Consider the following 26,474-nt stretch of genomic DNA (forward strand, 5'->3'; position numbering starts at 1 on the left):
ATCGACCTTTCTCAGTTACGAGGCGGGCGGCTTTTGTAGACGGGTAGTTGCCAGCCAAACAGCAGTGACCCGGCCCGCAAAGCCCAGCAAATCAGCGCACAGGCGGCAAGGGTGACAAGCTCTTCAAACCCAAGACGGTTTGCCAACACGGCGGTCAGCGCCCCTGCAAACGCGCAGGAGACATACAGCTCGCCCTGTTTCAGAACCAGAGGCACCTCGTTACAGACCACGTCGCGCATCAACCCGCCCAGACAACCGGTGGAAATGCCCATCAATACGACAATTATGCCCGACTGGCCGAGCGCAAGCGCGGCACCGGTACCGGCGGCCACCGCGATGGACAGGGCGAAACTGTCCAGCCAGACCAGCCAGTTGTATCGGCTTTCGACCAGATGGGCGGTAAAGAACACCAGAACTGCCGCAGCGACGGCGATGAGGATATAATCGGGTTGCCCGACCCAGAAAACCGGATGCCGGTTCAGCAGCAGGTCACGCACCGTGCCGCCGCCTACCGCCGTCAGGCAGGCAATGAAGGCAAACCCCACCAGATCCAGTTGCGCCCGGCTGGCCACCAGCGCACCAGTCAGGCCAAAAACCAGAACCGAGGCATAGTCCAGCAGGGCCAGCCCGCTCACGTCTGCGCCTTTTTCGGCTTGAACGGGGCCATGCCCGCGCGGGCCAGCTCATCCGCCTTTTCGTTTTCGGGGTGGCCTGCGTGGCCCTTGACCCATTCCCAGGTCACATCATGGCGGGTCTGCGCCTCATCCAACCGCTGCCAAAGATCGACATTCTTGACCGGTTTCTTGTTTGAAGTTTTCCAGCCGTTTCGTTTCCACCCGAAGATCCAGCCCGTGACGCCGTTTTTCACATAGGCGCTGTCAGTGACGACGGTGATTTTCGAGGCGCGCTCCAGCGTTTCCAGCGCGCTGATCGCGGCCAGCAATTCCATGCGGTTGTTGGTGGTCTCGGCCTCACCGCCCTTCAGTTCGCGCTCTTTCAGGACTTTGTCGCCATCGACCGCGCGCAGCAGCACGCCCCAGCCGCCGGGGCCGGGATTGCCGGAACAGGCGCCGTCGGTATAGGCAAACAGCTCAGGCATGGGCCAGCACCAGAATGAACCCGTCATAGGACCCGGCCAGACCCGTGCCCATGCCGGTGGTGATCCGGTCGATGGTAAAACCAGCCTGCTCCAGAGCTTCTTCGATCTCGGTCTGCGAGAAATAAGTGTAGTAGCGATCCAGATCGTCGCGATGTTCACCCGTGCCCAGTTTCAGGCCGAGAAAAAAGATACCCTGGGGTTTCAGTGCCCGGTGGATAGCCGCCAGATGGCGGGCAAAATCCGCGCGCGGGGCGTGCAGCAGGGAAAAGCTGGCATAGATGCCGTCATACTCGGCCTCTTCGGTCACATCGTCAAACGTGCCCAGATGCGCATCGACGCCGTTTTCGCGAGCGTGCTCGACAAAGGCTGGGGTCGCGTCCAGTGCCCGCACCGTCAAGCCCTCGCGCATGAAAAAACCGCTGTCCGCCCCGGGGCCTGCGCCGAGATCCAGAATGTAGCCAGAACCTACCGCCTCGGCAAAGGCCATGCGGGCTTCGATCTGTTCCGGGGGCAGCGGGATCTGAAGATAGTCGGCCACGCGGGTCGTATAGGCGTTGATCGTTCTTTCGTCGGTCACAGGTAAACTCCTACTGCAAGGCAGGCCAGTACGATGGCGGTCAGCGTCACGCGCAGTCGCAACCACCAGGTTGGGGTCAGGCGCCAATAGGCAAAGAGGGCGTCCAGAACCAGCACTCCAGCAAACCCGTACATCAGGTTGGTGCCAGTGCTGACCGGGCCGCCGCCGGTTTTGAAGAATGCCCACAGCGCAGGCAAAACCGACAGCAGATAGCAGGTCGCCGCCTTGCTGCCCGAGGTCTTGGTGGCGAACCCCCACAGGACCCCCGACATGAAGCTGAGGATCACCGAACCGTAGAACAGCTGCACATACGGCCCCACAAAGCGCGATCCAAGCGTCTGTGTTCCCCAGGCGTGCAGATCATCGTTCAGATAGGTCAGTGCGCCCCAGATGAACGGGATCAGCCCAGCCAGCCCCAGAAATAGCGGGGCCCTTGGAATGCCCCTCATGCGGGTTGCCTCAGAACGCGAGGGACCTTGAACTCGACGTTCTCGACGGCGGTTTCGACCATTTCGACGGTCACGTCGAAATGATCCCGGAATGCGTCGATCACTTCATTGACCAGAACTTCGGGGGCCGATGCGCCCGCGGTGATGGCCACGGACGAGATACCCTGAAGCGCGCGCCAGTCGATATCGGTCGCGCGTTGCACCAGTTGCGTATAGGTGCACCCGGCGCGCGAGGCGACCTCGACCAAACGGCGTGAGTTCGACGAGTTCGGAGCGCCGACCACCAGCAGAGCATCCGATTTCGGGGCCACGGCTTTCACGGCCTCTTGCCGGTTGGTGGTGGCGTAGCAGATGTCTTCCTTGTGGGGGCCGACGATGGCCGGGAAACGCGCTTCGAGCGCGGCAACGATATCCTTGGTGTCGTCCACCGAAAGGGTGGTCTGGGTGACATAGGCCAGCTTGTCCGGATTGCGCACCTGTACGGTGGCCACATCTTCGACAGTTTCGACCAGCAGAACCTCACCATCAGGCAATTGCCCCATGGTGCCGACCGTTTCAGGGTGGCCCTTGTGGCCAATCATGATCATCTGCAAACCGGCATCGGCGTGGCGTTGGGCTTCGACATGCACTTTGGAGACCAGCGGGCAGGTAGCGTCGACATAGATCATCTCGCGTTGGGCGGCCGTGGCGGGCACGGATTTCGGTACGCCATGGGCGGAAAAGATCACAGGCCGGTCATCGGGGCATTCGTCCAGCTCCTCGACAAACACGGCACCCTGCGCGCGCAGCCCGTCGACGACGAATTTGTTGTGCACGATCTCGTGGCGCACATAGACAGGAGCGCCCCATTTCTGCAGCGCCATTTCGACGATCTTGATGGCCCGGTCCACACCGGCGCAAAAGCCGCGCGGGGCGGCAAGGTAAAGGGTCAGAGGGGGCTTGGTCATGTAGCGGTCTCCATAGGCCACAGGTAAGTCTTTTCCCGGCCCTGGTCCAGACGCCAACTTGTCATTTGCCTGACATGAATCGGTGCTAGCCATAAGGCGTTTTCAGCACCTGTTCTTAGTTAAAAAAGGCACGGTCAGGTTTTCATACCCTGACCGCGCCTGTTTCTTTAACCCCGGTTTGGTGAGTGGCCGGGGTTTTACTGCCCACCGGCAGCCGCAACGCTGCGCGGCTCCATCGGCATTTCACGGGGAGGCCGCCCGATCACGTCGCGCAGGTCTTCCAGTTCGATGAAGTTGTCAGCCTGACGGCGCAGCTCGTCCGAGATCATCGGCGGCTGGCTGCGAATGGTCGAGACGACCGACACACGCACGCCTTGACGTTGCAGGCTGGCAATCAGCGGGCGGAAATCCCCATCGCCCGAGAACAGCACGATATGATCGACGCGTGGCGCCAGTTCCATGGCATCGACAGTCAGTTCGATGTCCATGTTTCCCTTGACTTTCCGACGCCCCATGCTGTCGGTGTATTCTTTTGCCGGTTTTGTCACCATGGTGAAGCCGTTGTAATGCAGCCAGTCAACCAGAGGACGGATCGGCGAATACTCGTCGTTTTCGAGCAGCGCTGTGTAATAGAAAGCACGAAGCATCTTGCCGCGGCGCATGAACTCTTGGCGCAGCAACTTATAGTCGATGTCAAACCCCAGTGCTTTTGCGGCCGCATAAAGATTCGAGCCGTCGATGAACAGCGCTAGCCGTTCGTCTTTATAAAACATAAATAGTTCCTTCCGGTACAAACCAGCGACACCGAGTGTTAGGTGAGTGAGCTAGAATAAATGCGGCACGCTGATACACCTATAATTAGGGCATTTGATGTGTATCGCAAGCACGCAATTCGCCGGATATAGGGAGTCTTATGAGCAATTTTTCAACTGAAGCGGTGATTGCACTGGGTGGAAATCTCAGTTTGAGAGAATTAGAACCCAACGTGACACTTAAAAAGGGAATTGACGCGATTTCGCGTCATGGTGTGATGATTCGCACTGTCAGCCGCTTTTTTGAGACCCCGTGTTTTCCGCCTGGCGCTGGGCCGGATTACGTGAACGCCGCCGCCCTGATTGAGACCGACAAGACCCCGAGCGAACTGTTGCAGGTGCTGCATGAGGTCGAACATGAATTCGGCCGCGAGCGGGTGCAGCGTTGGGGGATGCGCACGCTGGATTTGGATCTGGTCTGCTACGGTGATTTGATTCTGCCGGATCGCACCGTGTTTGACCGGTGGCATGCGCTGCCGCCCGAGGCGCAGACGCAGCAAACTCCGGATCAGCTAATCCTGCCGCATCCGCGCTTGCAGGATCGCGCATTCGTGTTGGTTCCTATGGCGGATGTAGCCCCTGACTGGCGTCACCCGGTACTGGGGCTGACCGTCACCGAGATGCTGGCAGAGCTGCCTGCCGAGGATATTGCGGCGGTGACGCCCCTTTGAATGATGCATTTGCGGCATTTCTTGCTTGTCAAGGCAGGGATTCGCGCTTAGATAAACGTCTTCCTGACATGGATTCAGTAACGGAGAGCGCCCCATGGCCCGCGTGACGGTTGAAGATTGCGTAGACAAGGTTCCGAACCGGTTTGAACTGGTGATGCTTGCCGCCCATCGTGCGCGCGAGATTTCCGCCGGTGCGTCGATCACCGTCGACCGTGACAACGACAAGAACCCTGTCGTGTCGCTGCGCGAGATCGCCGATGAAACCCAGAGCGCCGATGAGCTTCGCGAGCGCCTGATCGAGGCGAACCAGACTCAGATTGAGGTGGACGAGCCCGAAGAAGATCAGATGGCTCTGCTGATGGGTGCGGAAACGGACAAACCGGCCGATGACGACATGTCGGAGGAGAAGCTGCTGCGCGCTCTGATGGAGGCTCAAGGCCAGGGGTAATTCCCAAACACGAAGGTGCGGACCGGATGATTTCTGCTGACGACCTGATTGCGCTGGTCCGCAACTACAACCCCAAGACAAATGCTGACCGCATCGCCCGAGCCTATGCGTTCGGGCAGCAGATGCACGAGGGTCAGTTTCGCCATTCCGGCGAGCCCTATTTTTCGCACCCTGTTGCCGTTGCCGCCATCCTGACCGAACAGCGTCTGGATGATGCGACCATAATTACGGCGCTGCTACACGACACAATCGAGGACACCAAGGCCAATTACAGCAAGGTGTCCGAGTTGTTCGGTGAAGAGGTCGCCAAACTCGTTGATGGCGTCACCAAGCTGACCAACCTGCAGCTCTCCAGCCGCGAAACCAAGCAGGCCGAGAACTTCCGCAAGCTGTTCATGGCCATGTCCAAGGACTTGCGGGTCATTTTGGTCAAACTGGCTGACCGTCTGCACAACATGCGTACGATCAAGGCGATGCGCCCCGAAAAGCAGATCGTCAAAGCGCGGGAGACGATGGATATCTACGCGCCGCTTGCGGGCCGGATGGGGATGCAGTGGATGCGTGAGGAGTTGGAAGACCTCGCCTTTCGTGTTCTGAACCCCGAAGGTCGCCAATCGATAATCCGTCGCTTTATCACTCTGCAGCGCGAAACGGGCGACGTGATCCACCGGATCACCGGTGACATGCGCCACGAATTGGAAAAAGCGGGTATCGATGCCGAAGTGTTTGGCCGCGCCAAGAAACCCTATTCGATCTGGCGCAAGATGCAGGAAAAGGATCAGGGCTTCTCGCGCCTGTCCGATATCTACGGTTTCCGTATCATTACCCAGACCGAGGAAGACTGCTATCGCACCCTTGGCGCGATCCACCAGCGCTGGCGCGCGGTGCCGGGGCGGTTCAAGGATTACATCAGTCAGCCAAAATCCAACGGGTATCGCTCGATCCACACAACGGTTTCTGGCCGTGACGGTAAACGGGTCGAGGTTCAAATCCGCACCCGCCAGATGCATGACGTGGCCGAAACCGGGGTTGCGGCGCATTGGTCCTATCGCGATGGCGTGCGCTCAGAAAACCCTTTTGCGGTAGATCCGGCGAAGTGGATCGCCAATCTGACCGAACAGTTCGACAGCGAAGAGGATCACGAGGATTTCCTCGAAGCCGTCAAGCTCGAGATGTATTCGGACCAGGTGTTCTGCTTTACACCCAAAGGCGATGTGGTGAAGCTGCCACGCGGTGCGACACCGATTGATTTTGCCTATGCCATCCACACCCGGATCGGTCACGCCTGCGTGGGCGCCAAGGTCGATGGCATCCGCGTACCGCTCTGGACCCGGATCAAGAATGGGCAATCTGTGGACATCATCACCGCAGATGGCCAGACCCCTCAAGTCACGTGGCTTGAGATCGCGGTCACAGGCAAGGCTCGCACATCCATTCGCCGCGCCTTGCGCGAGGTCGACCGCGAACGGTTCATCAAGCTGGGCAAGGAACTGGCGCGTTCGGGTTTTGACCACGTGGGTCGCAAGGCCACGGACAAGGCGCTGGACACCGCCGCCAAACACCTGCGCCTGAAAGACCGGCACGAGCTGCTGGCCCGTCTCGGCAGTGCCGAGCTAACGGCACATGATGTGGTCAGCGCGGTCTATCCGGAACTGACGCAGGACGAGGGCGACGCAATCTCGCCGCGTCGCGCGGTAATTGGTCTGGAGCCGGGGCAAAAATTCGAACGTGCGCCGTGCTGTCAGCCTCTACCGGGTGAACGCATCGTCGGTATCACCTATCGCGGCAGGGGCGTGGTCGTGCATGCCATCGATTGCGACCGCCTGTCCGAATTCGAAGGCGAACCTGACCGTTGGGTCGACCTGCACTGGCATTCGGGTACGCACCCGGCCGTCTATGGTGTGGCGCTGGATCTGACCATCGGCAACGACGCAGGGGTCTTGGGACGCATTTGCACATTGATCGGCGAGAAAAAGGCCAATATCTCGAACCTGGAATTCGTTGATCGCAAACCGGATTTTTATCGCCTGCTGATCAGTGTCGAACTGCGCGACCTTGAGCAACTGCATTCGCTGATGCTGATGCTTGAGGCTGAAAGCGATGTCGCCTCGGTCGAACGGCATCGTGATCGGGAAAAAACCGCGGTTGCGGCTGGTTGAGAAGGGGTGATCAGGAGTGGTTTTCAAGCGCCGAGACCGACGCTCGCCCATTCAGATCGCCTCGGAATTCGTCTATCCGCGCGGCGGGTGGACCCGGGCCTTTCACTACGTCAAACACCGCATAAGGCGCCTGCCGGATTCGCCTGAACGCATCGCGCGCGGTGTCGGTGCGGGCGTGTTCACCGCGTTCACGCCGTTTTATGGGTTCCACTTCGTTATCGCGGCTCTGATCAGTCGCCTGATCAACGGCAACCTTCTGGCTTCGCTCAGTGGTACATTCTTCGGCAACCCTCTGACCTATGTGCCCATCGGGGTCGTTTGTCTGCAGACCGGAAACTACCTGCTGGGCGACGATTTTGACGAAGGCGAAACCCACGGCCTGATGGATAGCTTTTTCAAGGCGCTGAGCGACCTTAAGAACAACTTCATGGCGATGTTCACGGACCGTGTTGCCGACTGGCGCGGTCTTGCCGTGTTTTATGACGAAGTGTTCTTTCCCTATCTGATCGGGGGTATCTTGCCAGGGCTTCTGGCAGGGTTCATCTGTTATTACCTCAGCCTGCCGGTGGTTCGGACCTACCAGCAGCGCCGCCGCGCCCGGATCAAGGCGAAATTCGATGAAATCAAACGGCTGGCCGAAACTGAGCTGGCCGCGCCGATTGCAACTCCTGTAGGCTCGGACCGGAGCACGGAAAAGGATACAAGCGATGTCTGAAAACAACCTGCGCCTGGGTGTGAATATCGACCACGTGGCCACAGTGCGCAACGCCCGAGGCGGTGCTTATCCCGACCCGCTGCGCGCCGCCAAACTGGCCGAAGAAGCTGGAGCGGACGGAATTACCGCCCATCTGCGTGAGGACCGCCGTCATATCTCGGACGCTGATATTGATGGGCTGATGGAGGTTCTGTCGGTACCGCTGAACTTTGAAATGGCCGCTACGCCCGAGATGCAACAGATCGCCCTGCGTCATAAACCGCACGCCGTCTGCATTGTTCCCGAAAAGCGCGAGGAACGCACGACTGAAGGCGGGCTTGAGGTCGCACGCGAGGAAAACAAGTTGGCACACTATATCGCACCTCTGCGCAAGGCGGGGTGTCGTGTGTCCATTTTCATCGCCGCTGACCAGCGCCAGATTGAAGCCGCCAACCGTATCGGCGCTGAGGTGATCGAATTGCACACCGGTGCCTATTGCGATGCCCATGCCGAGGGTCGGATGGACGAGGCCGCCCGCGAGCTTGAAAGCCTGCGGGAAATGTCTGCCTTTGCCCACTCGCTGGGGCTTGAGGTCCACGCGGGCCACGGCCTGACTTATGACACGGTAAAGCCCGTTGCAGCCTTCCCCGAAGTGCGTGAGCTGAATATCGGTCACTTTCTAATCGGCGAGGCGATATTTCGCGGCCTCACTCCGGCAATAGCCGAGATGCGCCGCTTGATGGATGAGGCGCGGGCATAATGGCTCGAGAGATTCCGGCTCCCACGACAGAAACCACTGTAAGGCTTGACCACGTTACTTACGTGGGCCTCGTCTTTGCTGTTTTGGTGGCCTTTTCCATCGTCAGGCGCGTGTTGGAATTTGATTTGCCGTTCCCGCTCATGCCAATGAGCTTTGCACTCGTAGCGGCCGCGTTCTTATATGGGGTGTGGTCCGGTCGGAGTGGTAAGCACTGCGACCCGTCCTTCAAAAGCTGGGTCATTGCCAGAAAAATGGTTCTGACCGGCCTGTGCATCGTTCTGGGGCTTTTCCTGTTTCAGGTTTTAGCGTTGGGTCTTTGGACGCTGATGGCGGACGGAACAGGGCTGATACGATATGCCGTCCAGATCGTTGTTGTCGGTTTTGTTTCATTCGTTCTGTGCCGATTTGCCTTCATGCTCGGCGTCAAAAAGGGTTTTGCGAAGTATCTGAAGAAGAAACAAAGCACATGATTCTGGGTATCGGCACGGACCTTGCGAATATTGACCGCATTCAAGGCACACTCGACCGGTTTGGCGACCGATTTCGCAATCGCGTTTTCACCGACACCGAACAGGGCAAGGCCGAGCGTCGCGCCGACACGGCAGGAACCTATGCCAAACGCTGGGCCGCGAAAGAGGCTTGTTCCAAGGCTCTGGGCACCGGCCTGCGCATGGGCATCGCGTGGAAGGATATGGCGGTCACAAACCTGCGCACCGGCCAACCGGTCATGCACGTCACCGGCTGGGCCGCCGAACGTCTGAAAGAGATGACACCCGAAGGGCATGAAGCGATCATCCACGTTACCTTGACTGATGATCATCCCTGGGCGCAGGCCTTCGTGGTGATCGAAGCGCGGCCGCTTCAAGATCAGGGCGCGCAGCCTTGACTTGCCCCCCTTGGCCCCGCATGTAGCACCCAACAACGCAAGAACCGGAGAGCAGTATGGCCGAGGACGTCAAAACCGGAAATCCCGTATGGGAGACGATTAAAACCATCGTCTACGCCCTGCTAATTGCAGGCGTTTTCCGCACTCTGTTCTTTCAGCCGTTCTGGATCCCCTCGGGGTCAATGAAACAGACCCTGCTGATCGGGGATTTCCTGTTCGTCAATAAGATGGCCTATGGGTATTCCTACGCGTCCTGCCCCAGTCTGATCATCCCCCGAATCGGCCTGAATATCGACGCCGAGGATATCTGTGGTTGGATGCAAGGCGACGAGAATTCCCGCTTTCTGGGCGGAGAGCCCGAGCGTGGTGATGTCATCGTTTTTCGCCACCCTGCTACCGGGCGCGACTATATCAAACGCCTGATTGGCTTGCCGGGTGACCGTATCCAGATCCGCGACGGCCAGATCATACTGAACGGCACGCCGGTTCCGCAAAAACCCGATGGTGTTTTCACCGAAACCGCAGCGCCGCAAGGTCCGCAACGCCTGCGCCCGCGCTGTGAAAACGGACCGGTGGGCGTTGGCGGCGCTTGCGAAAAATCCAGGTCGATTGAAACCCTCCCTAACGGCGTCACTTATGATGTGCTGAATATCGGTAATCAGGCGTCCGACAATACCGGCATCTACACCGTGCCCGAAAGTCACTATTTCTTCATGGGGGACAATCGCGACAATTCCAGCGACAGTCGCCTGCCGCTTTCCGCTGGCGGAGTGGGCTATGTGCCCTATGAAAACTTGATCGGTCGGGCCGACCGGATCATGTTCTCGTCCGCAGGCCGGTCGATGCTGTTCTTCTGGACATGGCGCGGCGACCGGTTCTTCAAGGCGGTCAATTGAAGCTTTCAGCCGAAATAAAAGCGTTTCAGCAGCGTTTGGGGTATGAATTCGCCAATACCGAATTGCTTGTGCGCGCATTGACGCATGGATCCGTCTCCTCGGCCACCCGGCCCGACAACCAGCGGCTGGAGTTCCTGGGTGACCGGGTTCTGGGCCTGGTCATGGCCACCGCGCTGCTTGAGGCAGACAAGAAAGCGTCTGAAGGCCAGCTCGCCCCCCGTTTCAACGCTCTGGTCCGTAAAGAAGCCTGCGCCGACGTCGCCCGTCAAATTGATCTGGGCGCCGTATTGAAACTCGGTCGGTCCGAGATGCTGTCTGGCGGCCGTCGCAAACAGGCCCTGTTGGGTGACGCGATGGAGGCCGTCATCGCTGCCATCTACCGTGACGCTGGGTTTGAGGCCGCGCGGGATGTGATCCTTGCGCTCTGGGGCGATCGCATTCACATGGTCGAGGCGGACGCCCGCGATGCCAAGACCTCGCTTCAGGAATGGGCGCAGGCGCGGGGGCAGAAACCGCCAAGCTATGTCGAGATAAAACGCAGCGGGCCGGATCACGCACCCGTATTTACCATCGCCGCCCGCTTGCAGGACGGGACCGAGGCACAGGCAACCGCGGGATCAAAACGTCAGGCCGAACAGGCCGCGGCCAAGACCTTGCTTGAAAGCCTGTCGAAGTAACCGCCCCTGTTTGCCACGGGGTCTTTCTTCATCTGGCTACACATGCCTCGGGGGTGAGGTCGGGCGAAAACAGAGCTAGCGGGCCGGCCCCCTGCCGGTCGAATTGGCGCAGCCAATTCGAGACTCAGACCACCCGAATGAACCCGGTTAGCCCGGTTTTCTGATGCTCGATCACATGACAATGGAACGCCCAGTCTCCGGGATTGTCTGCAACCAGAGCGATGTCCACGATTTCATCCTTCAGCAGCAACATTGTGTCTGTCGTCAGCGGCGGCAAGCTGCGCAGGTTTGACTTGATGGGCATAAAGACCAGCCCGTGCAAATGGATCGGGTGTAGGTTCGGCGACTCGTTACGCAGACGCAGGACATAGCTTTTACCCATCTCAAGCGTCGCCAGCGGGCCAACCCCCTGCGCCGCGTCACCGGGCCATGGTTTCCGGTTGATCGACCAGAAGTTATAGCCTAGCGAGCCACAAAACCCGTTGGTTGGTTCACCACCCTCGGGCGTCCAGCCGAAGACGAATTCGTGCAGCTCAGCCTTGTTCAGATCGGGTTTGGCCACCGGGTTCACCGGCAAGGGGTGCAACTCGTTCAGATCGCGTGCCGCGGACGCGCCAATCGCGCGCAAACGGGTCATCGCCTGATGCTGTTGGCCTGGGAGTTTTACTATCAGGTCAACGGTCTGTCCTTCACCCACCGGCATCTGCACCGCAAAGTCCACTCTTTGCCCGGGCCCAACCAGCAGAGGGGCTTCTGCGTTGGGCATCTGCACCGCAACTTCGACCGGGTGGCCGTCCCAGGCGAGGATCCGGGCCTCGGCGCCGTCCAGACGCATCTTGTAGATACGGGTCGTGTCCGTGTTGACCACCCGCAGCCGCACCAGACTGCCTGCCGCGTGATCATAGACCGGGCCGCTCAGCCAATTCACCGTTTGGACGTTGCCGAATGTACCGGCCCGCGCTGCTCCACGCGCTGTGTAGACCGGCAGGAAAGAGCCGTCATCATCCAGACGGAAATCGCGAAGGTTGACTACCTGCTCGCTGTCAAACCCAGGGTAATCGGCCTCGGCAATCACCATCACGCCGGTAAGACCATGGGCCATTTGCTCCATCGTCATGCAATGGGGGTGGTACCAATAGGTGCCCGCGTCCGGAGGCGTGAATTCATAGTTGAACACTTCACCCGGCCCGATCGGCATCTGGGTCAGATAGGGCACCCCGTCCATTCTGTTGGGAATGCGTAACCCGTGCCAGTGCATCGCCGTGTAATCGGGCAGGGAACTACGCACCGGCAAGCGCATCGCCTCACCCTGTTTGCCATAGAGAACCGGAGGTGGCGCGTCCGGCGACAGGCTGATCATGCCGGTGGTCACGTGATCACGCAGAACAAAGCTGGCGGGTTGCACAACCAGCTCCTGCGCGTCGGCTGCCAGTCCGAAGCCACCCAAGCCCAACGCACCGGCAGCGGCTCCGCTGCCGAAAAGAAACTCACGACGTTTCATTGTCGCCTCATAGAAGAAGGAATGCCTGGCTGGATCTGGCACGGCGTGATGTGGTCCTGCCACCATAACTGCATGACCGCAATGCGACAAATCCCTCTGGTCCAAGGGACCTTTCTGCTATAGGGGTGCGCACTTGCAAACAGGATCGCATAACACATGACCACACGCGCCGGATTTATCGCTCTGATCGGAGAGCCCAACGCAGGCAAATCCACCCTTCTGAACCGCATGGTCGGGGCCAAGGTCTCGATCGTGACGCACAAGGTGCAGACCACCCGCGCCCGCATTCGCGGCGTGGCGATGGAGGGCGATGCGCAGCTGGTCTTCGTGGACACCCCCGGCCTGTTCAAACCGCGCCGCCGACTGGACCGCGCCATGGTTGCCGCCGCCTGGGGTGGCGCCGCGGATGCCGATATCGTTGTGTTGATGGTCGAAGCGCATCGTGGCATCACCGAAGGGGTGGAACGCATCCTCGAAGGTCTGGACGAGATCGGACAGGGCCGCACCATCGCTTTGGCGATCAACAAGATCGACAAGATACCCTCCGAGAAGCTGCTCGCGCTGACCAGCGACCTGAACGGGCGCTATCCCTTTTCTGAAACCTTCATGATTTCCGCTGAAAAGGGTCATGGCGTTGACGATCTGCGCAAATGGCTCGCTTCGGAACTGCCCGAAGGTCCCTGGCTCTACCCCGAAGACCAGATCGCCGATCTCCCCCTGCGCATGATCGCGGCCGAGATGACGCGCGAGAAACTGACCCTGCGCCTGCATCAGGAACTGCCCTACCAACTGACCGTCGAGACCGAGAGCTGGGAAGAGCGCAAGGATGGCTCGGCCAAGATCGATCAGGTCATCTATGTCATGCGCGACGGCCACAAGGGCATCGTTCTGGGCAAACGCGGTGAGACGATCAAGGCCGTCAGCCAAGCGGCGCGGGCCGAGCTGGAAGAGTTCCTCGACCGCAAGATCCATCTGTTCCTGCAGGTCAAGGTCCGGCCCAACTGGCTGGAGGAATCCGAGCGCTATTCGGAAATGGGTCTGGATTTCAAAGACGGCAACGCATGAGCCGCCTGACGGCCGAATTCTGGGTCCATGCCTATCTGGCACGGCTCCGCTTTCAGGAGATACCGGCCTTTGTCGTGACCCATGGCGACGACACGGCGGGTGCAGTAATGGTCAAGCTGAACACGCTGGACGGTCAGGCGGTAGCCTTCCAGCGCAGCTTTGACCTGATGAGCGGCGAGCGCAAATGGGTCGAACTGTCCTCCGGCCCCGAGGCCGATGTGGACACCGCCATCCAACGCCAGCGCAGCTTTGACCCCGACCTCTGGGTGATCGAGGTCGAGGACAGTCAAGGGCGGCATTTGCTGGGCGAAGAAGGGTTGGATTGACACTTCAAGAGGAGTCAAAACCCATTCAGTTTACTGAGCGCAAATGCGATCAACTCGCGTCAGCAAAATAGACAAAGCTCATCTTGTTGCCATCCAGATCGCGGGCATATGCGCCAAAAAAATCCGGGCCATACTGCGGGCGCGGGCCAGGATCGCCTTCGTTGGCGCCGCCGTTGGCCAGCGCCGCCGCATGGACATCGCGCACCTCTTCTTCGCTCTGGCACAACAAACCGACCATGTTGCCGTTTCCGGGTGTTGCCGTTTTTTGATCGTGTGGCACAGAAACCCAGACGCGCCCGCCGCCGCGTAGTTCATAGCAGACGGCGTATGGCATGTATTCAGCAATGACTTTGCCGCCAATTCCGGCCATGACCGCGTCGTAGAAGGTGCGGGCATTAGCGACATCGTTTGAACCGAGCATAACATAGTTCAGTGACATTTTTTAAATCCTGACATCTGGAACGTAAGGGGAACATTAATGTGTGTCTTAGTCGCATGCAATGTGTTTCTGCCGTGTTGCATAAACGACCTTCAACCGCAAATGTGGTTGGCGTTCGGCAGATTGCCGTTAGTGTTTATGCACCTGAGCCAGTTTGTACCTTGCACGCGCAACTGCCTTAAGATTTTCTGCACACTGATCCACGGACTTAACGGAGCCAATTTTGGACTGGCGCGATCATGGCATACTTCTGACCTCCCGCCGCCACGGTGAAACGGCGGCGATTATCGAGGTCTTCACCGAAGGTCATGGGCGCCATGCCGGTGTTGTGCGCGGCGGAACCAGCCGCAAGATTGCGCCAATCCTGCAGCCCGGCGCGCAGCTGGATGTGTCGTGGCGCGCGCGGCTTGAAGAGCATATCGGGACGTTTCAGGTGGAACCCTTGCGGTCTCGGGCAGCAGCGGCGTTTTCGGGGCGGTTGGCGCTGGCCGGGCTAAATGCAGTGGTGTCGTTGTTGTCGTTCTGCTTGCCGGAACGGGAACCGCACCCGGCAATTTACAAGCAGACCGAGCAACTGATGGATCTGCTAGGTCAGGACGATATTTGGCCGCTGGCCTACCTGCGCTGGGAACTGGCGCTGCTTGAGGAGTTGGGCTTTGGTCTGGACCTGTCTGCCTGTGCGGTGACAGGGGCGACCGAGGATTTGGTCTATGTCTCACCCAAGACCGGCCGGGCCGTCAGCGTTCAAGGTGCGGGGGAGTGGGCGGAAAAGCTGTTGCCGCTACCGCCCTGCTTGCGTGGCGAAGGGGCTGCGCCGGATGCCGAGATCGCCGAGGCGATGCGGGCGACCGGGTACTTTTTGGAACACAGGGTTGCGCCCTCGCTGGGTCACTATCCGCTGCCCGAGGCGCGGGCTCGGTTTGTGGATCAGTTTATTCGACGGCTGTGAACACCATCTCGTGCCCATCTTCGTTGCTCAGGATCAGCACATCACCTGATACCTCAGATTGAGTCATGGCCATGAGGGCGGCGAAGTAGAATCCCTCGTCCTCAAGTCCGGAACAGGCGGCGCGGGTGGCGGCCAAATCCGCGATCTCGAACCAGGGGTAGGGCGCGTTCAGTGTGCCGCTGTAGCTATTGCAGGGCGCGTTGCCTTCGATCCTGCCTTTCTCGGGAAAGCGCAGCAGGGCGCTGGCTTCGAATGGTTGACCGTCGATCTCTTGCAGCGCCCATGTCCGCTGCGCTGCGCCGTAGGCGGCAACCGTCTCATCCTTGTCGCATTGAAACAGGGCGAGCAGGGGCAGGGTCAGGATCAGGCGTGTCATAGGTCGGTCTTAGCGCAGCAGGGCGGTCGACGGAACCGCTAGTAGGGGAGTTCGCCGCTGATCAACTCCTCCCGTACGTCCAGACGAGGACGCCAGTTGTACCGGGTGTCCTCTCGCACCGGTGCCCATGTCAGCGCGCCACTTGCACGCCACGGATCAAGGATGATCCCTTCATACATCGACTCCCCCTTGGCGCTAATCAGACCCGAGTGGTGGATGATCCGAAATTCTGTCGGCGGAGATGTGGCCCAGTGCACGTCCAGTGTACGGAAATTTGCCTGCCGCAGGCGCGTGGTCATGGCTTGCGCCCAGTCATTGCACAGACCCTTTTCGCGAAAGCCGTTGATGACTTTGGCGTTGTGAATGATGGCCGGGTCGGTGACGTTCCATTCGTGCTTCAACTGTTGCGAGTAGGTATAGGCGATTGTGGCGGCCTGTTGCGCCTCGGTTGGGTCGACTTTCGGGTCGAGGGATCGAATGGCCTGTGCAAGATCGTCGATATCGTTTTGTGTGGCGGTCGGCTGTGTCTTGGCGCAGCCGCCCAGAGTGAGGGCTGCAAGGACCGCCCAAAGTGCGAAAAGTCGTCTGGTCATTCCGGATGCCGTTCTTTTGAAGCGCAAGGTGCTGTAACCGGGTTGCCGTCAGAGATCAAAGGGGAAGTTCACGGGTCGGCGGATCACAACCGGCGCCTAACTGAAAAAGACCCGGCACAAAGGCCGGGCCAGTCGGGGAAACAGGAATGCCGAGAAAGGTCAGCCCAGCAAACGCCGCGCGATGACCTGTGCCTGAATTTCGGCAGCCCCTTCGAAAATGTTCAGAATGCGCGCATCGCACAGGACGCGGCTGATCTTGTATTCCAGCGCAAAACCGTTGCCGCCATGGATCTGCAGACCGTTATCCGCAGCCGCCCATGCCACCCGCGCGCCAAGCAATTTGGCCATTCCGGCCTCAAGGTCGCAACGCTGGCCATGATCCTTTTCCCAGGCCGAGAAATAGGTCAGCTGGCGCGCAATCATGATCTCAACCGCCATCATAGCCAGCTTGCCGGACACGCGAGGGAAGTTAATCAGCGATTTGCCAAACTGCTTACGATCCTGCGCGTACTGCATGGCGATATCCAGTGCGCTTTGCGCCACGCCGATAGCACGGGCTGCGGTCTGAATGCGGGCGCTCTCGAAGGTTTCCATAAGCTGTTTGAAGCCTTTGCCTTCTTCACCACCCAACAGGTTCTCGCCCTTGACCTTGAAACCGTCAAAGCCAAGCTCGTATTCCTTCATGCCGCGATAGCCCAGAACCTCGATCTCACCGCCGGTCATGCCCGGGGTGGGGAAGGGGTTCTCATCCGTGCCCGGTGTTTTTTCAGCGAGGAACATGGACAGGCCGCGGTGGTCGGTGCTGTCGGGGTTGGTGCGCGCGAGCAGGGTCATCACATGGGTGCGTGCCGCATGGGTAATCCATGTCTTGTTGCCAGTAATCTCATAATCCCCGTCCGCGTTCTTGACCGCGCGTGTACGCAGGCTGCCAAGGTCTGAACCGGTGTTGGGTTCGGTGAACACGGCGGTCGGCAGAATTTCCGCGCTGGCCAGTTTTGGCAGCCAGTTGGCTTTCTGCTCGTCAGTACCGCCCGCGATGATCAGCTCAGCCGCAATCTCGGACCGGGTGCCCAGCGAGCCGACGCCGATATAACCGCGCGACAGCTCTTCGGAGACCACACACATCGAGGCTTTGGACAGGCCAAAGCCGCCGAATTCCTCAGGGATGGTCAGGCCGAATACACCCATCTCGGCCAGTTCTTCGATGATTTCGATCGGGATCAGTTCGTCCTTGAGGTGCCAGTCATGCGCGTTGGGCTCGACCTTTTCCTGCGCGTATCGGCGGAACTGGTCGCGGATCATTTCCAGTTCTTCATCCAGACCCGAGGCTCCGAACATGGTCGCGCCGGCCTGATCTTCCATCAGCGCGACCAGACGCGTACGGGCGGCCTGGGAGTTTGCCTGTGTCATCAGCGTCTGCACTTCGGTGCATTGGAAGCCGGACAGCGCGTCCCAGCCAAGGCCCATATCCTGCAGGCGCACAACCTCGCCCTGGTTCATCGGGATGCCGCCTGCGACCTGATGCAGGTATTCACCAAAGGCGATCTGGTGCAGCAGTTGCTCCATTTCGCCCAACTTGCCGTCCGCCTGCAGCGCATCGGCCCAACGTTGCATCTGTTGCAGAGACTGGTTGTATGTCGCCAGCCAGGCCAGGCCATGCGCGGCGGTCTGGTTTGCCTCGATCAGCGCGCCAGAAACACGGCCATCTTGTATGACCATCTCACGAACCGTTTCGCGGGCGCGCTCGAACACGGTTTCGACCGCGGGTAGGGCGGCACGGGTCAGCGTCAGAAGCTCGGGCAAAATCGCGGATGTTGTCATCTGGGTCATATCGTGTCCGTCATGGGCCATGAATCAGGTCCTTCTCTGGTGTCGTCCGGTCATATCATGCTGCACGTGCAGCGCAACAAAAATACGTGAAGTGCGGCTAAAAAGTTCGAAAATTGCTTTGACGATTTTGCGGTGCAGCACACGCCAAGAGTGATATCACGGGCGTATGACCCTGTTTTCGTTACTCACTCCGCAAGATCTGATGCTGGCTCTGGTCGTCGCCTTCGTGGCGGGGTGGGTCAAGGGCATAGTCGGTTTTGCGATGCCGATGGTTCTGGTGTCCGGACTTAGCATGTTCCTGCCGCCCGATCTGGCGATTGCCGGACTGATCCTGCCGACGCTGGTGACCAACAGCGTTCAGGCCCTGCGCGAGGGCGTGCCTGCCGCTGTCTCGGCAATCAAACAATTCCGGATATTTCTGATGGTCGGGCTTGTGTTCCTGCTGCTCGGCGCACAGTTGGTCAGCGCCGTGCCCGCCCGAACATTTTTGCTTATGATCGGCATTCCGGTCACGTTCTTCGCGTTGATTCAGGTGCTGGGGGTAAAACTGTCCCTGGGTAAGCCGTCTGCACGGATTGAGGTTGGGATCGGCGCGGTTGCAGGGTTTGTCGGCGGGATGTCGGGCATCTGGGGGCCGCCGACTGTTGCCTATCTGACTGCGCTGAACACACCCAAAGCAATGCAGATGCGCGTGCAGGGCGTGATATACGGTTTAGGGGCGGTGGCGCTGATGCTGGCGCATCTGGGCTCAGGCATCCTGCGGGCCGAGACGGTGCCGTTTTCGGCAGTGCTGATCCTCCCGGCGTTAACTGGGATGTGGATCGGGTTGGGGTTGCAGTCACGCATCGATCAGGCGGTGTTTCGCAAGGTGACGCTGCTGGTTCTGCTGGTTGCAGGCATGAACCTTCTGCGGCGCGGACTGATCGGCTAGTTGTGGCGGTCGGCAAACCGAAAGGTGAAGTATAGACCCAGCATCAGGAAAAACAGGCCCGAGATATCGCCTATCAGAAAGGCGACGTATTCCACGCGCGCGCTGCCAAAGGCCAGGTTGGTCAAGCCTGAGACAAGGAAGGACGTTACAATCCCGACCCCCATGACGCAGGACCAGCAGGGATTGCGGTCTGGTCGGGGAAACAGATCCCACCCGACCCATTTGAACAGATAAAACACCGCTGGCACCGTTGTGACGGCAATGACGATTGCCATCAACCGGCTTGGTAGAAACACGTCACTACCGCCGAGAAAGGCAAAGACCAGAAAGACGCCGGGCAGAAGGGCAAAGATCGCCCGCCATCCCAATAGCCACGCCGACAGAACCCGCACCCCGTGTGGAAGGAAAAGCAAACTGGCCCGACTTGGGTATTCCGGAAAGAACACATTCTGAAGCGGCATCAGAACCTGGAATGTAAGGTACGAAGCCACGATATATGCCAGCGAGGCACAGAATGTGTCCATCGCCCACCTGCGCACGTCGATCATCAGCTACCTGTGCGCAGGTTCAAGGCATCACTTGGGGGCATGAACGATATACCGGCCCCGGTTGGCGCTGCCGCTTTGTGACAGGTAACCTTTCTGCACCAAGGATTTCAACGCACGAAAGAACGTTGGGCGCGAGACGCTTTGAACAAGAGTGTGCTCGATCAGTCCGAAGGTACGCACCTCTTCGTCGGATTTGGAAAGCTCTTCGGCGGCGTAGTAAATATCGCGCTCAACCGGAGACAGTTGCTCCAGCCCCAGTGTCCGCTCCATGCTTTGCATCAGCTTGCGCAATTCGGTCAGTTTCGAGATTTCAGTCATATTCTACCCATCGTTTAAAGTGCCATCAGCCGCAGTTCCGCGACACCGTTTGACAAGCTGAGTTGAGTGATATCAGTGCGTCTCACCTTGACACTTTTCCCCTTTGTAATACAGTACGTATCTGATTAGGTTGCTCAATTTGCTGATGTGATCGTCTGCTCGAGCCACCCCAAGGTCTTTTCAAGTTAGGTCCGGTGCAGAATTGCGCCGGGCTTTTTCGTCATAATGACGTCATCAATTACCCCATGAAACGTTCTCGGGCAACGTATTTGCAACCGTGTTGTGCATAATGCAACCTGGGGGAGATTTCTTCGTGGCGGGGTATCAAAAGTAAAGGGGGCGAAAGCGCCCCCCTTTTCTTGTTAGCCGATTGCGACGGCTTTGATATCTTCGTCGATGAAGGGCAGATACTGTTCGAAGTTCTCGGCGAACATCTGCACCAGCTTCTCCGCCTGTTTGTCGAACGCGGCCTGATCGTCCCAGGTGCGGCGCGGGTCCAGCAGAACCTCGGCCACGCCGGGCACCGATACAGGCACGTCAAAGCCGAAATTGGCGTCCTTGCGGAATTCGGCGTCGCGCAGCGACCCGTCCAGCGCTGCGGTCAGCAGGGCGCGGGTCGCCTTAATCGGCATCCGCGAGCCAACGCCATAGGCGCCACCGGTCCATCCGGTGTTCACCAGCCAGCATGTCGCGCCGTGCTGGGCGATTTTGTCGCGTAACAGGTTGCCATACGCCTCGGGCCGACGCGGCATGAACGGCGCGCCGAAACAAGTCGAAAAGGTGGGCTGTGGCTCGGTGATGCCCCGCTCGGTTCCGGCGACCTTCGAAGTGAAGCCCGACAGAAAGTGGTACATCGCCTGCGCCGGTGTCAGCCGTGCGATCGGAGGCAGAACACCAAATGCATCACAGGTCAGCATGATGATGTTCTTGGGGTGACCGCCAAGAGCGCTGCTTGAGGCGTTTGAGATGTACTCCAGCGGATAGGCGCAGCGCATGTTCGCGGTCAGGGAGTCATCGTCGAAATCCAATTCCTTGGTTTCGGGATCGAAGACCATGTTCTCGATCACTGTACCGAACTTGCTGGTGGTCGCGTAGATTTCCGGCTCAGCCTCGGCGTTCAGGTTGATCGTCTTGGCGTAGCAGCCGCCTTCGAAGTTGAAGGTACCGCGATCCGACCAGCCATGTTCGTCGTCGCCGATCAGGATGCGCGAGGGATCGGCCGACAGGGTGGTCTTACCGGTGCCCGAAAGACCAAAGAACACCGCGGTGTCGACCGGGTTGCCAACGGCGTGGTTGGCCGAGCAGTGCATCGGCATCACGCCTTTTTCCGGCAGCATGTAGTTCAGCAGGGTAAAGACCGACTTCTTGTTTTCGCCAGCATACTCGGTGCCGCCGATCAGGATCATTTTGCGGTCGAAGTTCAGCGCAATCACAGTCTCACTGCGGCAGTTGTGCTTGGCCGGGTCGGCTTTGAAGCTGGGGCAGTTGATGATGGTGAAGTCTGCGGTAAACTCGTTCAGATCTTCACGATCCGGACGGCGCAGCAGGTGGCGGATGAACAGGTTGTGCCAGGCCAGTTCGGTGACCATACGCACGTTGATAGAATAAGCCGGATCGGCGCCGCCGACGAGGTCTTGCACAAAGTAGTCGCGGCCTTTCATGTGTGCCAGCATATCTTCGTACAACGCGTCGAAGCCCTCGGGGCTCATCGCGGCGTTGTTTTCCCACCAGATGGTGTCGGCAACGCTGTCGGTTTTGACGACGTGTTTGTCCTTGGGAGAGCGGCCGGTGAACTTGCCGGTGGTGACCAGAAAGGCACCGCCATTGCCAAGTGTGCCTTCGCCGCGCTTCAGCGCCTCTTCGATCAGCGCCGGTTCCATGAAGTTGTAATAGACATTTCCCAGACCCTCGATGCCCTGATCTTCGAGGCGGAATTGCGGGTTAACCCGTCCAGATGTCATGTGTGTCTTCTCCTGTGGCGGCGCTGCGGCGGTTGGGCCACGTGCGCTCTTGGGGCAGTGTGCCGGGAAAGTCCGGCGGCTGGGCGCCTCTTATCACGGTCATTTGGGGCATGAACAGGTAGGTTTGGCGTAGTTAGCGCAACCAAGCAAAGGTTTAGCGCCATCACGATTCTTATGTCTAAAGACAAGGCGCTTTTCTGCGCGGATAAACGGCTTTTTTGCCGCAACTGTGTGACAAGAAACGAGCGATTCGCAGATACGGATTGATTCGCGGCCGCAAAATCGACAAAGATGCCTTACTAATAAGCGAAATATTGCGTGAGTGAGCAGGAATAGGGGTAATCCCGATGTCAAAGATTGCACTAGTGGACGACGACAGAAATATCCTGACGTCTGTGTCCATGACACTTGAAGCCGAAGGATTCGAGGTCGAAACCTATAATGATGGGCAAGCGGCCCTGGATGCATTCAATAAAAAACTGCCCGATATGGCCGTGCTGGATATAAAGATGCCAAGGATGGACGGCATGGACCTGCTGCAACGGTTGCGGCAGAAAACCCAGATGCCAGTTATTTTTCTGACCTCGAAAGATGATGAGATCGACGAGGTGTTGGGTCTGCGCATGGGCGCAGATGACTATGTTAAAAAGCCGTTCTCGCAGCGTTTGCTGGTCGAACGCATTCGCGCGCTGCTGCGCCGACAAGAGGCGAATTCGGGCGATGTCACCAATTCCAATACTGGCGACACCAAGGTGATGGAGCGGGGTGATCTGCGAATGGATCCGTTGCGCCATGCGGTCAGCTGGAAGGGTGCGGAAGTCTCTCTGACTGTGACCGAGTTCCTGCTGCTTCAGGCGCTGGCGCAGCGTCCGGGTTTCGTCAAAAGTCGCGATCAGTTGATGGACGTTGCCTATGACGATCAGGTTTATGTGGATGACCGGACCATTGACAGCCATATCAAACGGCTGCGTAAAAAGATGCGGGCAGCAGATCCCGAGTTTTCGGCCATCGAAACGCTGTATGGCATCGGATACAGGTATAACGAAGAATAAGCGTAGCCGCTGAAAAAGGGTAACCGGATCTGGTGCGCGATACGGAACAAGCCATCGAAGTACGGGACGGTGATGTCGTTCTGGGGGATGATTGGGTCATCCCGCAGGATCCGGAGTCGGCCGAGCTGCGCGCCTCGCGTCGTCGGCGCAACCTGTTTTCGTTGCGCGGCTCTCCGCTGGCACGGAAGATTATCACTTTGAACCTGATCGCGCTGGTGATCCTTGTCACCGGGTTGCTGTATCTTGACGATTCCCGTGAGGAACAGGTTCAGCAGACCGCGCGCAACCTGATTGGGGATGCGCAACTGGTCAGCAACGTGTTCGAGGCCCAGCTGCGTCAGAATCAGGCCGCGGGTTCTTCGGAAACGGCGGCGCTGAACGTGAAAGACACGCTTGCGGGCCTCAGCCTTCCTGACGGAGGTGAGGTCTTTGTCTATGATAGTGGTGGCACTCTGATTGGCTGGACCCGGGGGGCATCGACCTTATCGCAAATGCCGGTTCTTCTCAGGGCTGAATCCGAGGTTCAGACCGGCAGCACACTGATCAGCGACGCGCTGAACGCAGTCTGGACCGGTTTGTCCCGGGTTTTTGCGGGCGGGGTCGACACTGATGCACCGACCCTTGCGCAAAGGGTGCAGGAAATCATTCCACAAGCGCTGCAGGGTCAGATGCAGGTGCAGGCCGTGCAGGACGACATGGGTAAAACCGTCATCGTTGGCGCGGCACCAATCCTGCTGGAGGCAGAGCCAGTTGGAGCAGTGGCCATGGCTGGCCCCGCCGGTGAGATTGACGCGCTGGCCCGGCGAGAACAGGAGCGCATTCTTCAGATGTTTATTGTAGCGCTGCTGGTGTCTATCGGGCTTAGCCTTGTACTGGCCTCGACCATCGCCAACCCTCTGGCCGATCTTGCAGCCGCTGCTGAAATGGGCAAGGACCGGGGCGCCGGGGTCAATCCGGGCCGTATTCGAATCCCCGACCTCAGCGCACGTCCGGACGAAATCGGACGCCTCAGCCGTGCGCTGCGCGGGATGGTGACGGCGCTTTACAATCGTATTGATGCAAACGAACAGTTCGCGGCCGATGTGGCACACGAGATCAAGAATCCGCTGGCTAGTCTGCAATCGGCGGTGGGTACTCTGCGCATGGTCAAGCGCGACGATCAGCGCGACAAGCTGCTGGGCGTAATCGAACATGACGTGCGGCGGCTGGACCGTCTGGTCAGTGATATCTCGAACGCGTCCCGGCTGGATGCCGAACTTGTCAAGGAAGAGGAACAGCCTTTCGATCTGCTCAAACTGTTGGGCAATATCAGCCAGTTTCTGGGTGAGGACGCCCGCGCCAAAGGTATCGACTATATCACCGACCTGCCGTCCAAGCCGATCACAATCAACGGGCTTGAAGCACGTCTGGCGCAGGTTTTTGTCAACCTGATCACCAACGCAATTTCCTTCTGCGAAGAAAGCGACGCAATCCGGGTGTGGGTGCGGCGGCGTGAAAATCGCGTTCTGATCGTAGTCGAGGATACTGGCCCTGGCATTCCGGAGCAGGCGTTGACCAAAATTTTCAAGCGGTTCTATTCGCAGCGCCCGGCCGAGCACTTCGGCAACAACTCGGGTCTTGGGCTGGCAATCTCGAAGCAGATTGTCGAGGCGCATGGCGGCGTGATCTGGGCCGAGAACATCCGCCCGACCGAAGCGGACATCACGTCGGATCCGCAAGGCGCGCGTTTCGTCGTGGGTCTGCCTGTGTAAGCGTATGCGCAGTCAGATCCTCGAGGATATCCAGCATCAGGACACCGCCATACTCCACGCCACATGTGTTGCCGTCGAAGGGCGGGGTGCGCTGATCTTGGGGCGATCGGGGGTCGGGAAATCTACCTTGGCACTGCAAATGTTGGGGCTTGGGGCGTCGTTGGTTGGCGACGACCGGATAGACCTGCGTATGGTCGGTGAGGGAGTCATGGCTGATGCCGCCCCGAATCTGCGAGGGTTGATTGAGGCGCGCGGCATTGGCTTGCTTCGCGCACAGGCTGCAGGGGCGGTGCCGGTCAGCTATGTAGTGGACCTTGATCAGAGCGAACCGGCACGTCTGCCGGAACCGGTAAGAACCGTGGTGCTGAGGCAAACTGTTCCCTTGCTTCGGGCGGCAGGTGTGCCCAATTTGGCCGCGGCACTTATGCAATTGTTGAAGATGGGGCGCGTGGACCCGGAATGGCCCAGCACATGACAACGCAACGGCGCATCGTCCTGGTGACCGGCCCCTCGGGCGCGGGCCGCTCGACAGCAATACGTGTTCTTGAAGATCTGGGTTTTGAGGCTATCGACAACTTGCCGATGGGTCTTTTGATGCGCCTGCTGGAAGGCCCGCAAAGCGACCGTCCGATGGCGCTGGGCATCGACGCCCGAAACCGTGATTTCTCGACCACGGGTTTTATCGAACTGGCCGTCAGGTTGCGGCGAATGGAGCAGGTTGATCTGACGACGCTGTACCTGGATTGCAGCGACGACGTGCTGCTGCGGCGATTCTCGGAAACCCGCCGCCGCCACCCGGTTGCGTCAGATGCCAGCCCGGCAACCGGTGTGCGGCAGGAAAAAGAACTGCTGGCCCCGATCCGCGAAATCGCCGATATCCTGATCGACACCAGCCCACTGAACGTCCATCAACTGCGCGAAGAGGTCGAGCGCTGGTTCGCCCCACAGGGCGGGCGGCATCTGGCGGTGGCTATCGAGTCTTTTTCGTACAAGCGCGGCCTGCCGCGGGGTTTGGACATGGTGTTCGACTGTCGGTTTCTGGCTAATCCCTACTGGCGACCTGAGTTGCGAGCAGAAGATGGTCGAAACCCGGATGTGGCGCGCTATGTTCAGTCGGATACAAACTACGCACCGTTTTTTGACCGAGTGGTTGACCTACTTAAACTCTTGTTGCCGACCTTCCGGGCCGAAGGCAAAGCGCACCTGTCCGTGGCCTTTGGATGTACCGGAGGGCAACACAGATCGGTGGCCATGGCCGAAGCAGTTGCAAAGGCACTTGCAGAGGAGGGGCAGCAAGTGGCAATTAGGCACCGCGAAATGGAACGTCGATCGTTGAATGTGAGGCCGGATTGATCGGGATTGTACTCGTAGCACATGGTGGGCTGGCGCAGGAATACCTGGCCGCCATGCAGCATGTGGTCGGAAAACAACCCGGCCTCGTTGCCATATCGATCGAACCCGATCATGATCGCGAGGCCAAACAAGCCGAAATTTGTGCGGCCGCCGACAGCGTTGATGCCGGAGATGGCGTTGTTGTCGTGACAGATCTGTTCGGAGGCAGCCCGTCGAATTTGAGTCTGCGAGCCTGTGCGCCGCAGGATCGCCGAATTCTTTACGGTGCAAATCTGCCTATGTTGATTAAATTGGCCAAAACCCGCCACCTACCCATCGCGGATGCCGTGCGGCAGGCGATGGAGGCTGGACGCAAATATATCAATGCGCAAAATGTGACGTTGGAAGAAGACCGGATTGATTAAGA

The 26,474-nt window shown here is 59.0% G+C and carries 32 protein-coding genes; 18 read left to right on the plus strand and 14 right to left on the minus strand.

Going from position 1 to position 26,474, the window contains the following annotated elements:
• Window positions 1-11: 11 nt before the first annotated feature.
• From ACR0IK_RS19730 to ACR0IK_RS19755, 6 genes are all read right to left on the minus strand, one after another.
• Window positions 12-635 (minus strand): trimeric intracellular cation channel family protein, encoded by a 624-nt coding sequence (locus ACR0IK_RS19730; protein ID WP_480642883.1) that lies wholly within the window; start codon window positions 633-635, stop codon window positions 12-14.
• Window positions 632-1,099: a ribonuclease HI gene (gene rnhA / locus ACR0IK_RS19735; protein ID WP_480642884.1), complete on the minus strand. Its 468-nt coding sequence runs from the start codon at window positions 1,097-1,099 to the stop codon at window positions 632-634. Before rnhA ends, ACR0IK_RS19730 begins: the two co-directional genes overlap by 4 nt.
• A complete protein-coding gene (locus ACR0IK_RS19740; protein ID WP_480594552.1) occupies window positions 1,092-1,676 on the minus strand; it encodes a class I SAM-dependent DNA methyltransferase in 585 nt (194 codons plus the stop codon). Before ACR0IK_RS19740 ends, rnhA begins: the two co-directional genes overlap by 8 nt.
• A complete protein-coding gene (locus tag ACR0IK_RS19745; RefSeq protein ID WP_480642886.1) occupies window positions 1,673-2,125 on the minus strand; it encodes a DUF3429 domain-containing protein in 453 nt (150 codons plus the stop codon). Before ACR0IK_RS19745 ends, ACR0IK_RS19740 begins: the two co-directional genes overlap by 4 nt.
• On the minus strand, window positions 2,122-3,072 hold the full coding sequence (gene ispH, locus ACR0IK_RS19750) for a 4-hydroxy-3-methylbut-2-enyl diphosphate reductase (RefSeq protein WP_480594554.1): 951 nt from the start codon (window positions 3,070-3,072) through the stop codon (window positions 2,122-2,124). Before ispH ends, ACR0IK_RS19745 begins: the two co-directional genes overlap by 4 nt.
• 197 nt (window positions 3,073-3,269) lie before the next feature.
• On the minus strand, window positions 3,270-3,845 hold the full coding sequence (locus ACR0IK_RS19755; protein ID WP_058283597.1) for a LabA-like NYN domain-containing protein: 576 nt from the start codon (window positions 3,843-3,845) through the stop codon (window positions 3,270-3,272).
• A gap of 140 nt (window positions 3,846-3,985) precedes the next feature.
• Between ACR0IK_RS19755 and folK the strand changes: the two genes are divergently transcribed.
• From folK to rnc, 9 genes are all read left to right on the plus strand, one after another.
• Complete coding sequence (gene folK / locus ACR0IK_RS19760; protein WP_480642887.1) at window positions 3,986-4,555, plus strand: 2-amino-4-hydroxy-6-hydroxymethyldihydropteridine diphosphokinase; 570 nt, start codon at window positions 3,986-3,988, stop codon at window positions 4,553-4,555.
• 94 nt (window positions 4,556-4,649) lie between these two features.
• A complete protein-coding gene (gene rpoZ, locus ACR0IK_RS19765) occupies window positions 4,650-5,003 on the plus strand; it encodes a DNA-directed RNA polymerase subunit omega (RefSeq protein WP_480594557.1) in 354 nt (117 codons plus the stop codon).
• Window positions 5,004-5,029: 26 nt separating this feature from the next.
• Window positions 5,030-7,162, plus strand: a complete 2,133-nt coding sequence (locus tag ACR0IK_RS19770; protein WP_480642890.1) for a RelA/SpoT family protein — start codon at window positions 5,030-5,032, stop codon at window positions 7,160-7,162.
• A gap of 16 nt (window positions 7,163-7,178) precedes the next feature.
• Window positions 7,179-7,877, plus strand: a complete 699-nt coding sequence (locus tag ACR0IK_RS19775) for a DUF2062 domain-containing protein (RefSeq protein ID WP_480594559.1) — start codon at window positions 7,179-7,181, stop codon at window positions 7,875-7,877.
• A complete protein-coding gene (locus ACR0IK_RS19780) occupies window positions 7,870-8,616 on the plus strand; it encodes a pyridoxine 5'-phosphate synthase (RefSeq protein ID WP_480594560.1) in 747 nt (248 codons plus the stop codon). The genes ACR0IK_RS19775 and ACR0IK_RS19780 overlap by 8 nt, the downstream gene beginning before the upstream one ends.
• Window positions 8,616-9,086 (plus strand): hypothetical protein, encoded by a 471-nt coding sequence (locus ACR0IK_RS19785; protein WP_480642891.1) that lies wholly within the window; start codon window positions 8,616-8,618, stop codon window positions 9,084-9,086. The genes ACR0IK_RS19780 and ACR0IK_RS19785 overlap by 1 nt, the downstream gene beginning before the upstream one ends.
• Window positions 9,083-9,502, plus strand: a complete 420-nt coding sequence (gene acpS / locus ACR0IK_RS19790) for a holo-ACP synthase (RefSeq protein WP_480594562.1) — start codon at window positions 9,083-9,085, stop codon at window positions 9,500-9,502. The genes ACR0IK_RS19785 and acpS overlap by 4 nt, the downstream gene beginning before the upstream one ends.
• A gap of 56 nt (window positions 9,503-9,558) precedes the next feature.
• Window positions 9,559-10,398, plus strand: coding sequence for a signal peptidase I (lepB, locus tag ACR0IK_RS19795; protein WP_480594563.1), 840 nt, complete (start codon window positions 9,559-9,561; stop codon window positions 10,396-10,398).
• On the plus strand, window positions 10,395-11,075 hold the full coding sequence (gene rnc, locus ACR0IK_RS19800; protein ID WP_480642892.1) for a ribonuclease III: 681 nt from the start codon (window positions 10,395-10,397) through the stop codon (window positions 11,073-11,075). The genes lepB and rnc overlap by 4 nt, the downstream gene beginning before the upstream one ends.
• Window positions 11,076-11,199: 124 nt before the next feature.
• Here the strand turns inward: rnc and ACR0IK_RS19805 are convergent, their stop codons facing one another.
• Entirely contained in the window at window positions 11,200-12,576 is a 1,377-nt protein-coding gene (locus tag ACR0IK_RS19805; RefSeq protein ID WP_480642893.1) for a multicopper oxidase family protein, read from the minus strand.
• 156 nt (window positions 12,577-12,732) lie between these two features.
• On the opposite strand from ACR0IK_RS19805, the gene era reads away from it, so the two are divergent.
• Together era and ACR0IK_RS19815 are read left to right on the plus strand one after the other, a co-directional pair.
• A complete protein-coding gene (era, locus tag ACR0IK_RS19810; protein WP_480642894.1) occupies window positions 12,733-13,641 on the plus strand; it encodes a GTPase Era in 909 nt (302 codons plus the stop codon).
• Window positions 13,638-13,967, plus strand: a complete 330-nt coding sequence (locus tag ACR0IK_RS19815; RefSeq protein ID WP_480594567.1) for a DUF1491 family protein — start codon at window positions 13,638-13,640, stop codon at window positions 13,965-13,967. The genes era and ACR0IK_RS19815 overlap by 4 nt, the downstream gene beginning before the upstream one ends.
• A 49-nt stretch (window positions 13,968-14,016) precedes the next feature.
• Here ACR0IK_RS19815 and ACR0IK_RS19820 read toward each other — a convergent pair whose 3' ends face one another.
• Window positions 14,017-14,406, minus strand: a complete 390-nt coding sequence (locus ACR0IK_RS19820; protein WP_480642896.1) for a VOC family protein — start codon at window positions 14,404-14,406, stop codon at window positions 14,017-14,019.
• Between the two features lie 223 nt (window positions 14,407-14,629).
• Here ACR0IK_RS19820 and recO point away from each other — a divergent pair, with 223 nt between their 5' ends.
• On the plus strand, window positions 14,630-15,355 hold the full coding sequence (gene recO, locus ACR0IK_RS19825) for a DNA repair protein RecO (RefSeq protein ID WP_480594569.1): 726 nt from the start codon (window positions 14,630-14,632) through the stop codon (window positions 15,353-15,355).
• Here the strand turns inward: recO and ACR0IK_RS19830 are convergent.
• The 3 genes from ACR0IK_RS19830 to ACR0IK_RS19840 all read right to left on the minus strand — a co-directional run bounded on the left by ACR0IK_RS19830 (window position 15,339) and on the right by ACR0IK_RS19840 (window position 18,175).
• Window positions 15,339-15,731 (minus strand): META domain-containing protein, encoded by a 393-nt coding sequence (locus tag ACR0IK_RS19830; RefSeq protein ID WP_480594570.1) that lies wholly within the window; start codon window positions 15,729-15,731, stop codon window positions 15,339-15,341. The two genes, recO and ACR0IK_RS19830, sit on opposite strands and share 17 nt — an antisense overlap.
• 38 nt (window positions 15,732-15,769) lie before the next feature.
• Window positions 15,770-16,324 carry a hypothetical protein gene (locus tag ACR0IK_RS19835; RefSeq protein ID WP_480642897.1) on the minus strand — a complete coding sequence of 185 codons (555 nt, stop codon included), beginning with the start codon at window positions 16,322-16,324 and terminating at the stop codon, window positions 15,770-15,772.
• 159 nt (window positions 16,325-16,483) lie between these two features.
• Window positions 16,484-18,175 (minus strand): acyl-CoA dehydrogenase family protein, encoded by a 1,692-nt coding sequence (locus tag ACR0IK_RS19840; protein WP_480642899.1) that lies wholly within the window; start codon window positions 18,173-18,175, stop codon window positions 16,484-16,486.
• Between the two features lie 145 nt (window positions 18,176-18,320).
• Between ACR0IK_RS19840 and ACR0IK_RS19845 the strand changes: the two genes are divergently transcribed.
• Entirely contained in the window at window positions 18,321-19,085 is a 765-nt protein-coding gene (locus tag ACR0IK_RS19845) for a sulfite exporter TauE/SafE family protein (RefSeq protein WP_480642900.1), read from the plus strand.
• Here the strand turns inward: ACR0IK_RS19845 and ACR0IK_RS19850 are convergent.
• From ACR0IK_RS19850 to ACR0IK_RS19860, 3 genes are all read right to left on the minus strand, one after another.
• Window positions 19,082-19,633, minus strand: a complete 552-nt coding sequence (locus tag ACR0IK_RS19850; protein ID WP_480642901.1) for a hypothetical protein — start codon at window positions 19,631-19,633, stop codon at window positions 19,082-19,084. The two genes, ACR0IK_RS19845 and ACR0IK_RS19850, sit on opposite strands and share 4 nt — an antisense overlap.
• Before the next feature lie 27 nt (window positions 19,634-19,660).
• Window positions 19,661-19,951, minus strand: a complete 291-nt coding sequence (locus ACR0IK_RS19855) for a hypothetical protein (protein WP_170328304.1) — start codon at window positions 19,949-19,951, stop codon at window positions 19,661-19,663.
• Window positions 19,952-20,313: 362 nt separating this feature from the next.
• On the minus strand, window positions 20,314-21,912 hold the full coding sequence (locus ACR0IK_RS19860; protein ID WP_480642902.1) for a phosphoenolpyruvate carboxykinase: 1,599 nt from the start codon (window positions 21,910-21,912) through the stop codon (window positions 20,314-20,316).
• Window positions 21,913-22,259: 347 nt separating this feature from the next.
• On the opposite strand from ACR0IK_RS19860, the gene ACR0IK_RS19865 reads away from it, so the two are divergent.
• The 5 genes from ACR0IK_RS19865 to ACR0IK_RS19885 are packed head-to-tail and all read left to right on the plus strand — an operon-like array spanning window position 22,260 to window position 26,472.
• Window positions 22,260-22,964: a response regulator transcription factor gene (locus ACR0IK_RS19865; RefSeq protein WP_480594578.1), complete on the plus strand. Its 705-nt coding sequence runs from the start codon at window positions 22,260-22,262 to the stop codon at window positions 22,962-22,964.
• A gap of 32 nt (window positions 22,965-22,996) precedes the next feature.
• Window positions 22,997-24,715, plus strand: coding sequence for an ATP-binding protein (locus ACR0IK_RS19870; RefSeq protein ID WP_480594579.1), 1,719 nt, complete (start codon window positions 22,997-22,999; stop codon window positions 24,713-24,715).
• A 4-nt stretch (window positions 24,716-24,719) separates the two neighbouring features.
• Window positions 24,720-25,190, plus strand: a complete 471-nt coding sequence (locus ACR0IK_RS19875; protein WP_480642904.1) for an HPr kinase/phosphorylase — start codon at window positions 24,720-24,722, stop codon at window positions 25,188-25,190.
• Complete coding sequence (gene rapZ / locus ACR0IK_RS19880) at window positions 25,187-26,068, plus strand: RNase adapter RapZ (RefSeq protein ID WP_480642905.1); 882 nt, start codon at window positions 25,187-25,189, stop codon at window positions 26,066-26,068. Before ACR0IK_RS19875 ends, rapZ begins: the two co-directional genes overlap by 4 nt.
• Window positions 26,065-26,472 carry a PTS sugar transporter subunit IIA gene (locus ACR0IK_RS19885; RefSeq protein ID WP_480594582.1) on the plus strand — a complete coding sequence of 136 codons (408 nt, stop codon included), beginning with the start codon at window positions 26,065-26,067 and terminating at the stop codon, window positions 26,470-26,472. The genes rapZ and ACR0IK_RS19885 overlap by 4 nt, the downstream gene beginning before the upstream one ends.
• Window positions 26,473-26,474 lie beyond the last annotated feature (2 nt).

The organism is Ruegeria sp. BF7 (assembly GCF_056538605.1).

Excerpts from the sequence above, each read along its gene's own strand:
- rnhA (WP_480642884.1), bottom strand. The coding sequence starts at position 1,099 with ATGCCTGAGCTGTTTGCCTATACCGACGGCGCCTGTTCCGGCAATCCC.
- ACR0IK_RS19745 (WP_480642886.1), bottom strand. The coding sequence starts at position 2,125 with ATGAGGGGCATTCCAAGGGCCCCGCTATTTCTGGGGCTGGCTGGGCTG.
- ispH (WP_480594554.1), bottom strand. The coding sequence starts at position 3,072 with ATGACCAAGCCCCCTCTGACCCTTTACCTTGCCGCCCCGCGCGGCTTT.
- ACR0IK_RS19755 (WP_058283597.1), bottom strand. The coding sequence starts at position 3,845 with ATGTTTTATAAAGACGAACGGCTAGCGCTGTTCATCGACGGCTCGAAT.
- folK (WP_480642887.1), top strand. The coding sequence starts at position 3,986 with ATGAGCAATTTTTCAACTGAAGCGGTGATTGCACTGGGTGGAAATCTC.
- rpoZ (WP_480594557.1), top strand. The coding sequence starts at position 4,650 with ATGGCCCGCGTGACGGTTGAAGATTGCGTAGACAAGGTTCCGAACCGG.
- ACR0IK_RS19770 (WP_480642890.1), top strand. The coding sequence starts at position 5,030 with ATGATTTCTGCTGACGACCTGATTGCGCTGGTCCGCAACTACAACCCC.
- ACR0IK_RS19780 (WP_480594560.1), top strand. The coding sequence starts at position 7,870 with ATGTCTGAAAACAACCTGCGCCTGGGTGTGAATATCGACCACGTGGCC.
- ACR0IK_RS19785 (WP_480642891.1), top strand. The coding sequence starts at position 8,616 with ATGGCTCGAGAGATTCCGGCTCCCACGACAGAAACCACTGTAAGGCTT.
- acpS (WP_480594562.1), top strand. The coding sequence starts at position 9,083 with ATGATTCTGGGTATCGGCACGGACCTTGCGAATATTGACCGCATTCAA.
- lepB (WP_480594563.1), top strand. The coding sequence starts at position 9,559 with ATGGCCGAGGACGTCAAAACCGGAAATCCCGTATGGGAGACGATTAAA.
- ACR0IK_RS19805 (WP_480642893.1), bottom strand. The coding sequence starts at position 12,576 with ATGAAACGTCGTGAGTTTCTTTTCGGCAGCGGAGCCGCTGCCGGTGCG.
- era (WP_480642894.1), top strand. The coding sequence starts at position 12,733 with ATGACCACACGCGCCGGATTTATCGCTCTGATCGGAGAGCCCAACGCA.
- ACR0IK_RS19815 (WP_480594567.1), top strand. The coding sequence starts at position 13,638 with ATGAGCCGCCTGACGGCCGAATTCTGGGTCCATGCCTATCTGGCACGG.
- ACR0IK_RS19820 (WP_480642896.1), bottom strand. The coding sequence starts at position 14,406 with ATGTCACTGAACTATGTTATGCTCGGTTCAAACGATGTCGCTAATGCC.
- ACR0IK_RS19830 (WP_480594570.1), bottom strand. The coding sequence starts at position 15,731 with ATGACACGCCTGATCCTGACCCTGCCCCTGCTCGCCCTGTTTCAATGC.
- ACR0IK_RS19835 (WP_480642897.1), bottom strand. The coding sequence starts at position 16,324 with ATGACCAGACGACTTTTCGCACTTTGGGCGGTCCTTGCAGCCCTCACT.
- ACR0IK_RS19840 (WP_480642899.1), bottom strand. The coding sequence starts at position 18,175 with ATGGCCCATGACGGACACGATATGACCCAGATGACAACATCCGCGATT.
- ACR0IK_RS19845 (WP_480642900.1), top strand. The coding sequence starts at position 18,321 with ATGACCCTGTTTTCGTTACTCACTCCGCAAGATCTGATGCTGGCTCTG.
- ACR0IK_RS19850 (WP_480642901.1), bottom strand. The coding sequence starts at position 19,633 with ATGATCGACGTGCGCAGGTGGGCGATGGACACATTCTGTGCCTCGCTG.
- ACR0IK_RS19855 (WP_170328304.1), bottom strand. The coding sequence starts at position 19,951 with ATGACTGAAATCTCGAAACTGACCGAATTGCGCAAGCTGATGCAAAGC.
- ACR0IK_RS19860 (WP_480642902.1), bottom strand. The coding sequence starts at position 21,912 with ATGACATCTGGACGGGTTAACCCGCAATTCCGCCTCGAAGATCAGGGC.
- ACR0IK_RS19865 (WP_480594578.1), top strand. The coding sequence starts at position 22,260 with ATGTCAAAGATTGCACTAGTGGACGACGACAGAAATATCCTGACGTCT.
- ACR0IK_RS19875 (WP_480642904.1), top strand. The coding sequence starts at position 24,720 with ATGCGCAGTCAGATCCTCGAGGATATCCAGCATCAGGACACCGCCATA.
- rapZ (WP_480642905.1), top strand. The coding sequence starts at position 25,187 with ATGACAACGCAACGGCGCATCGTCCTGGTGACCGGCCCCTCGGGCGCG.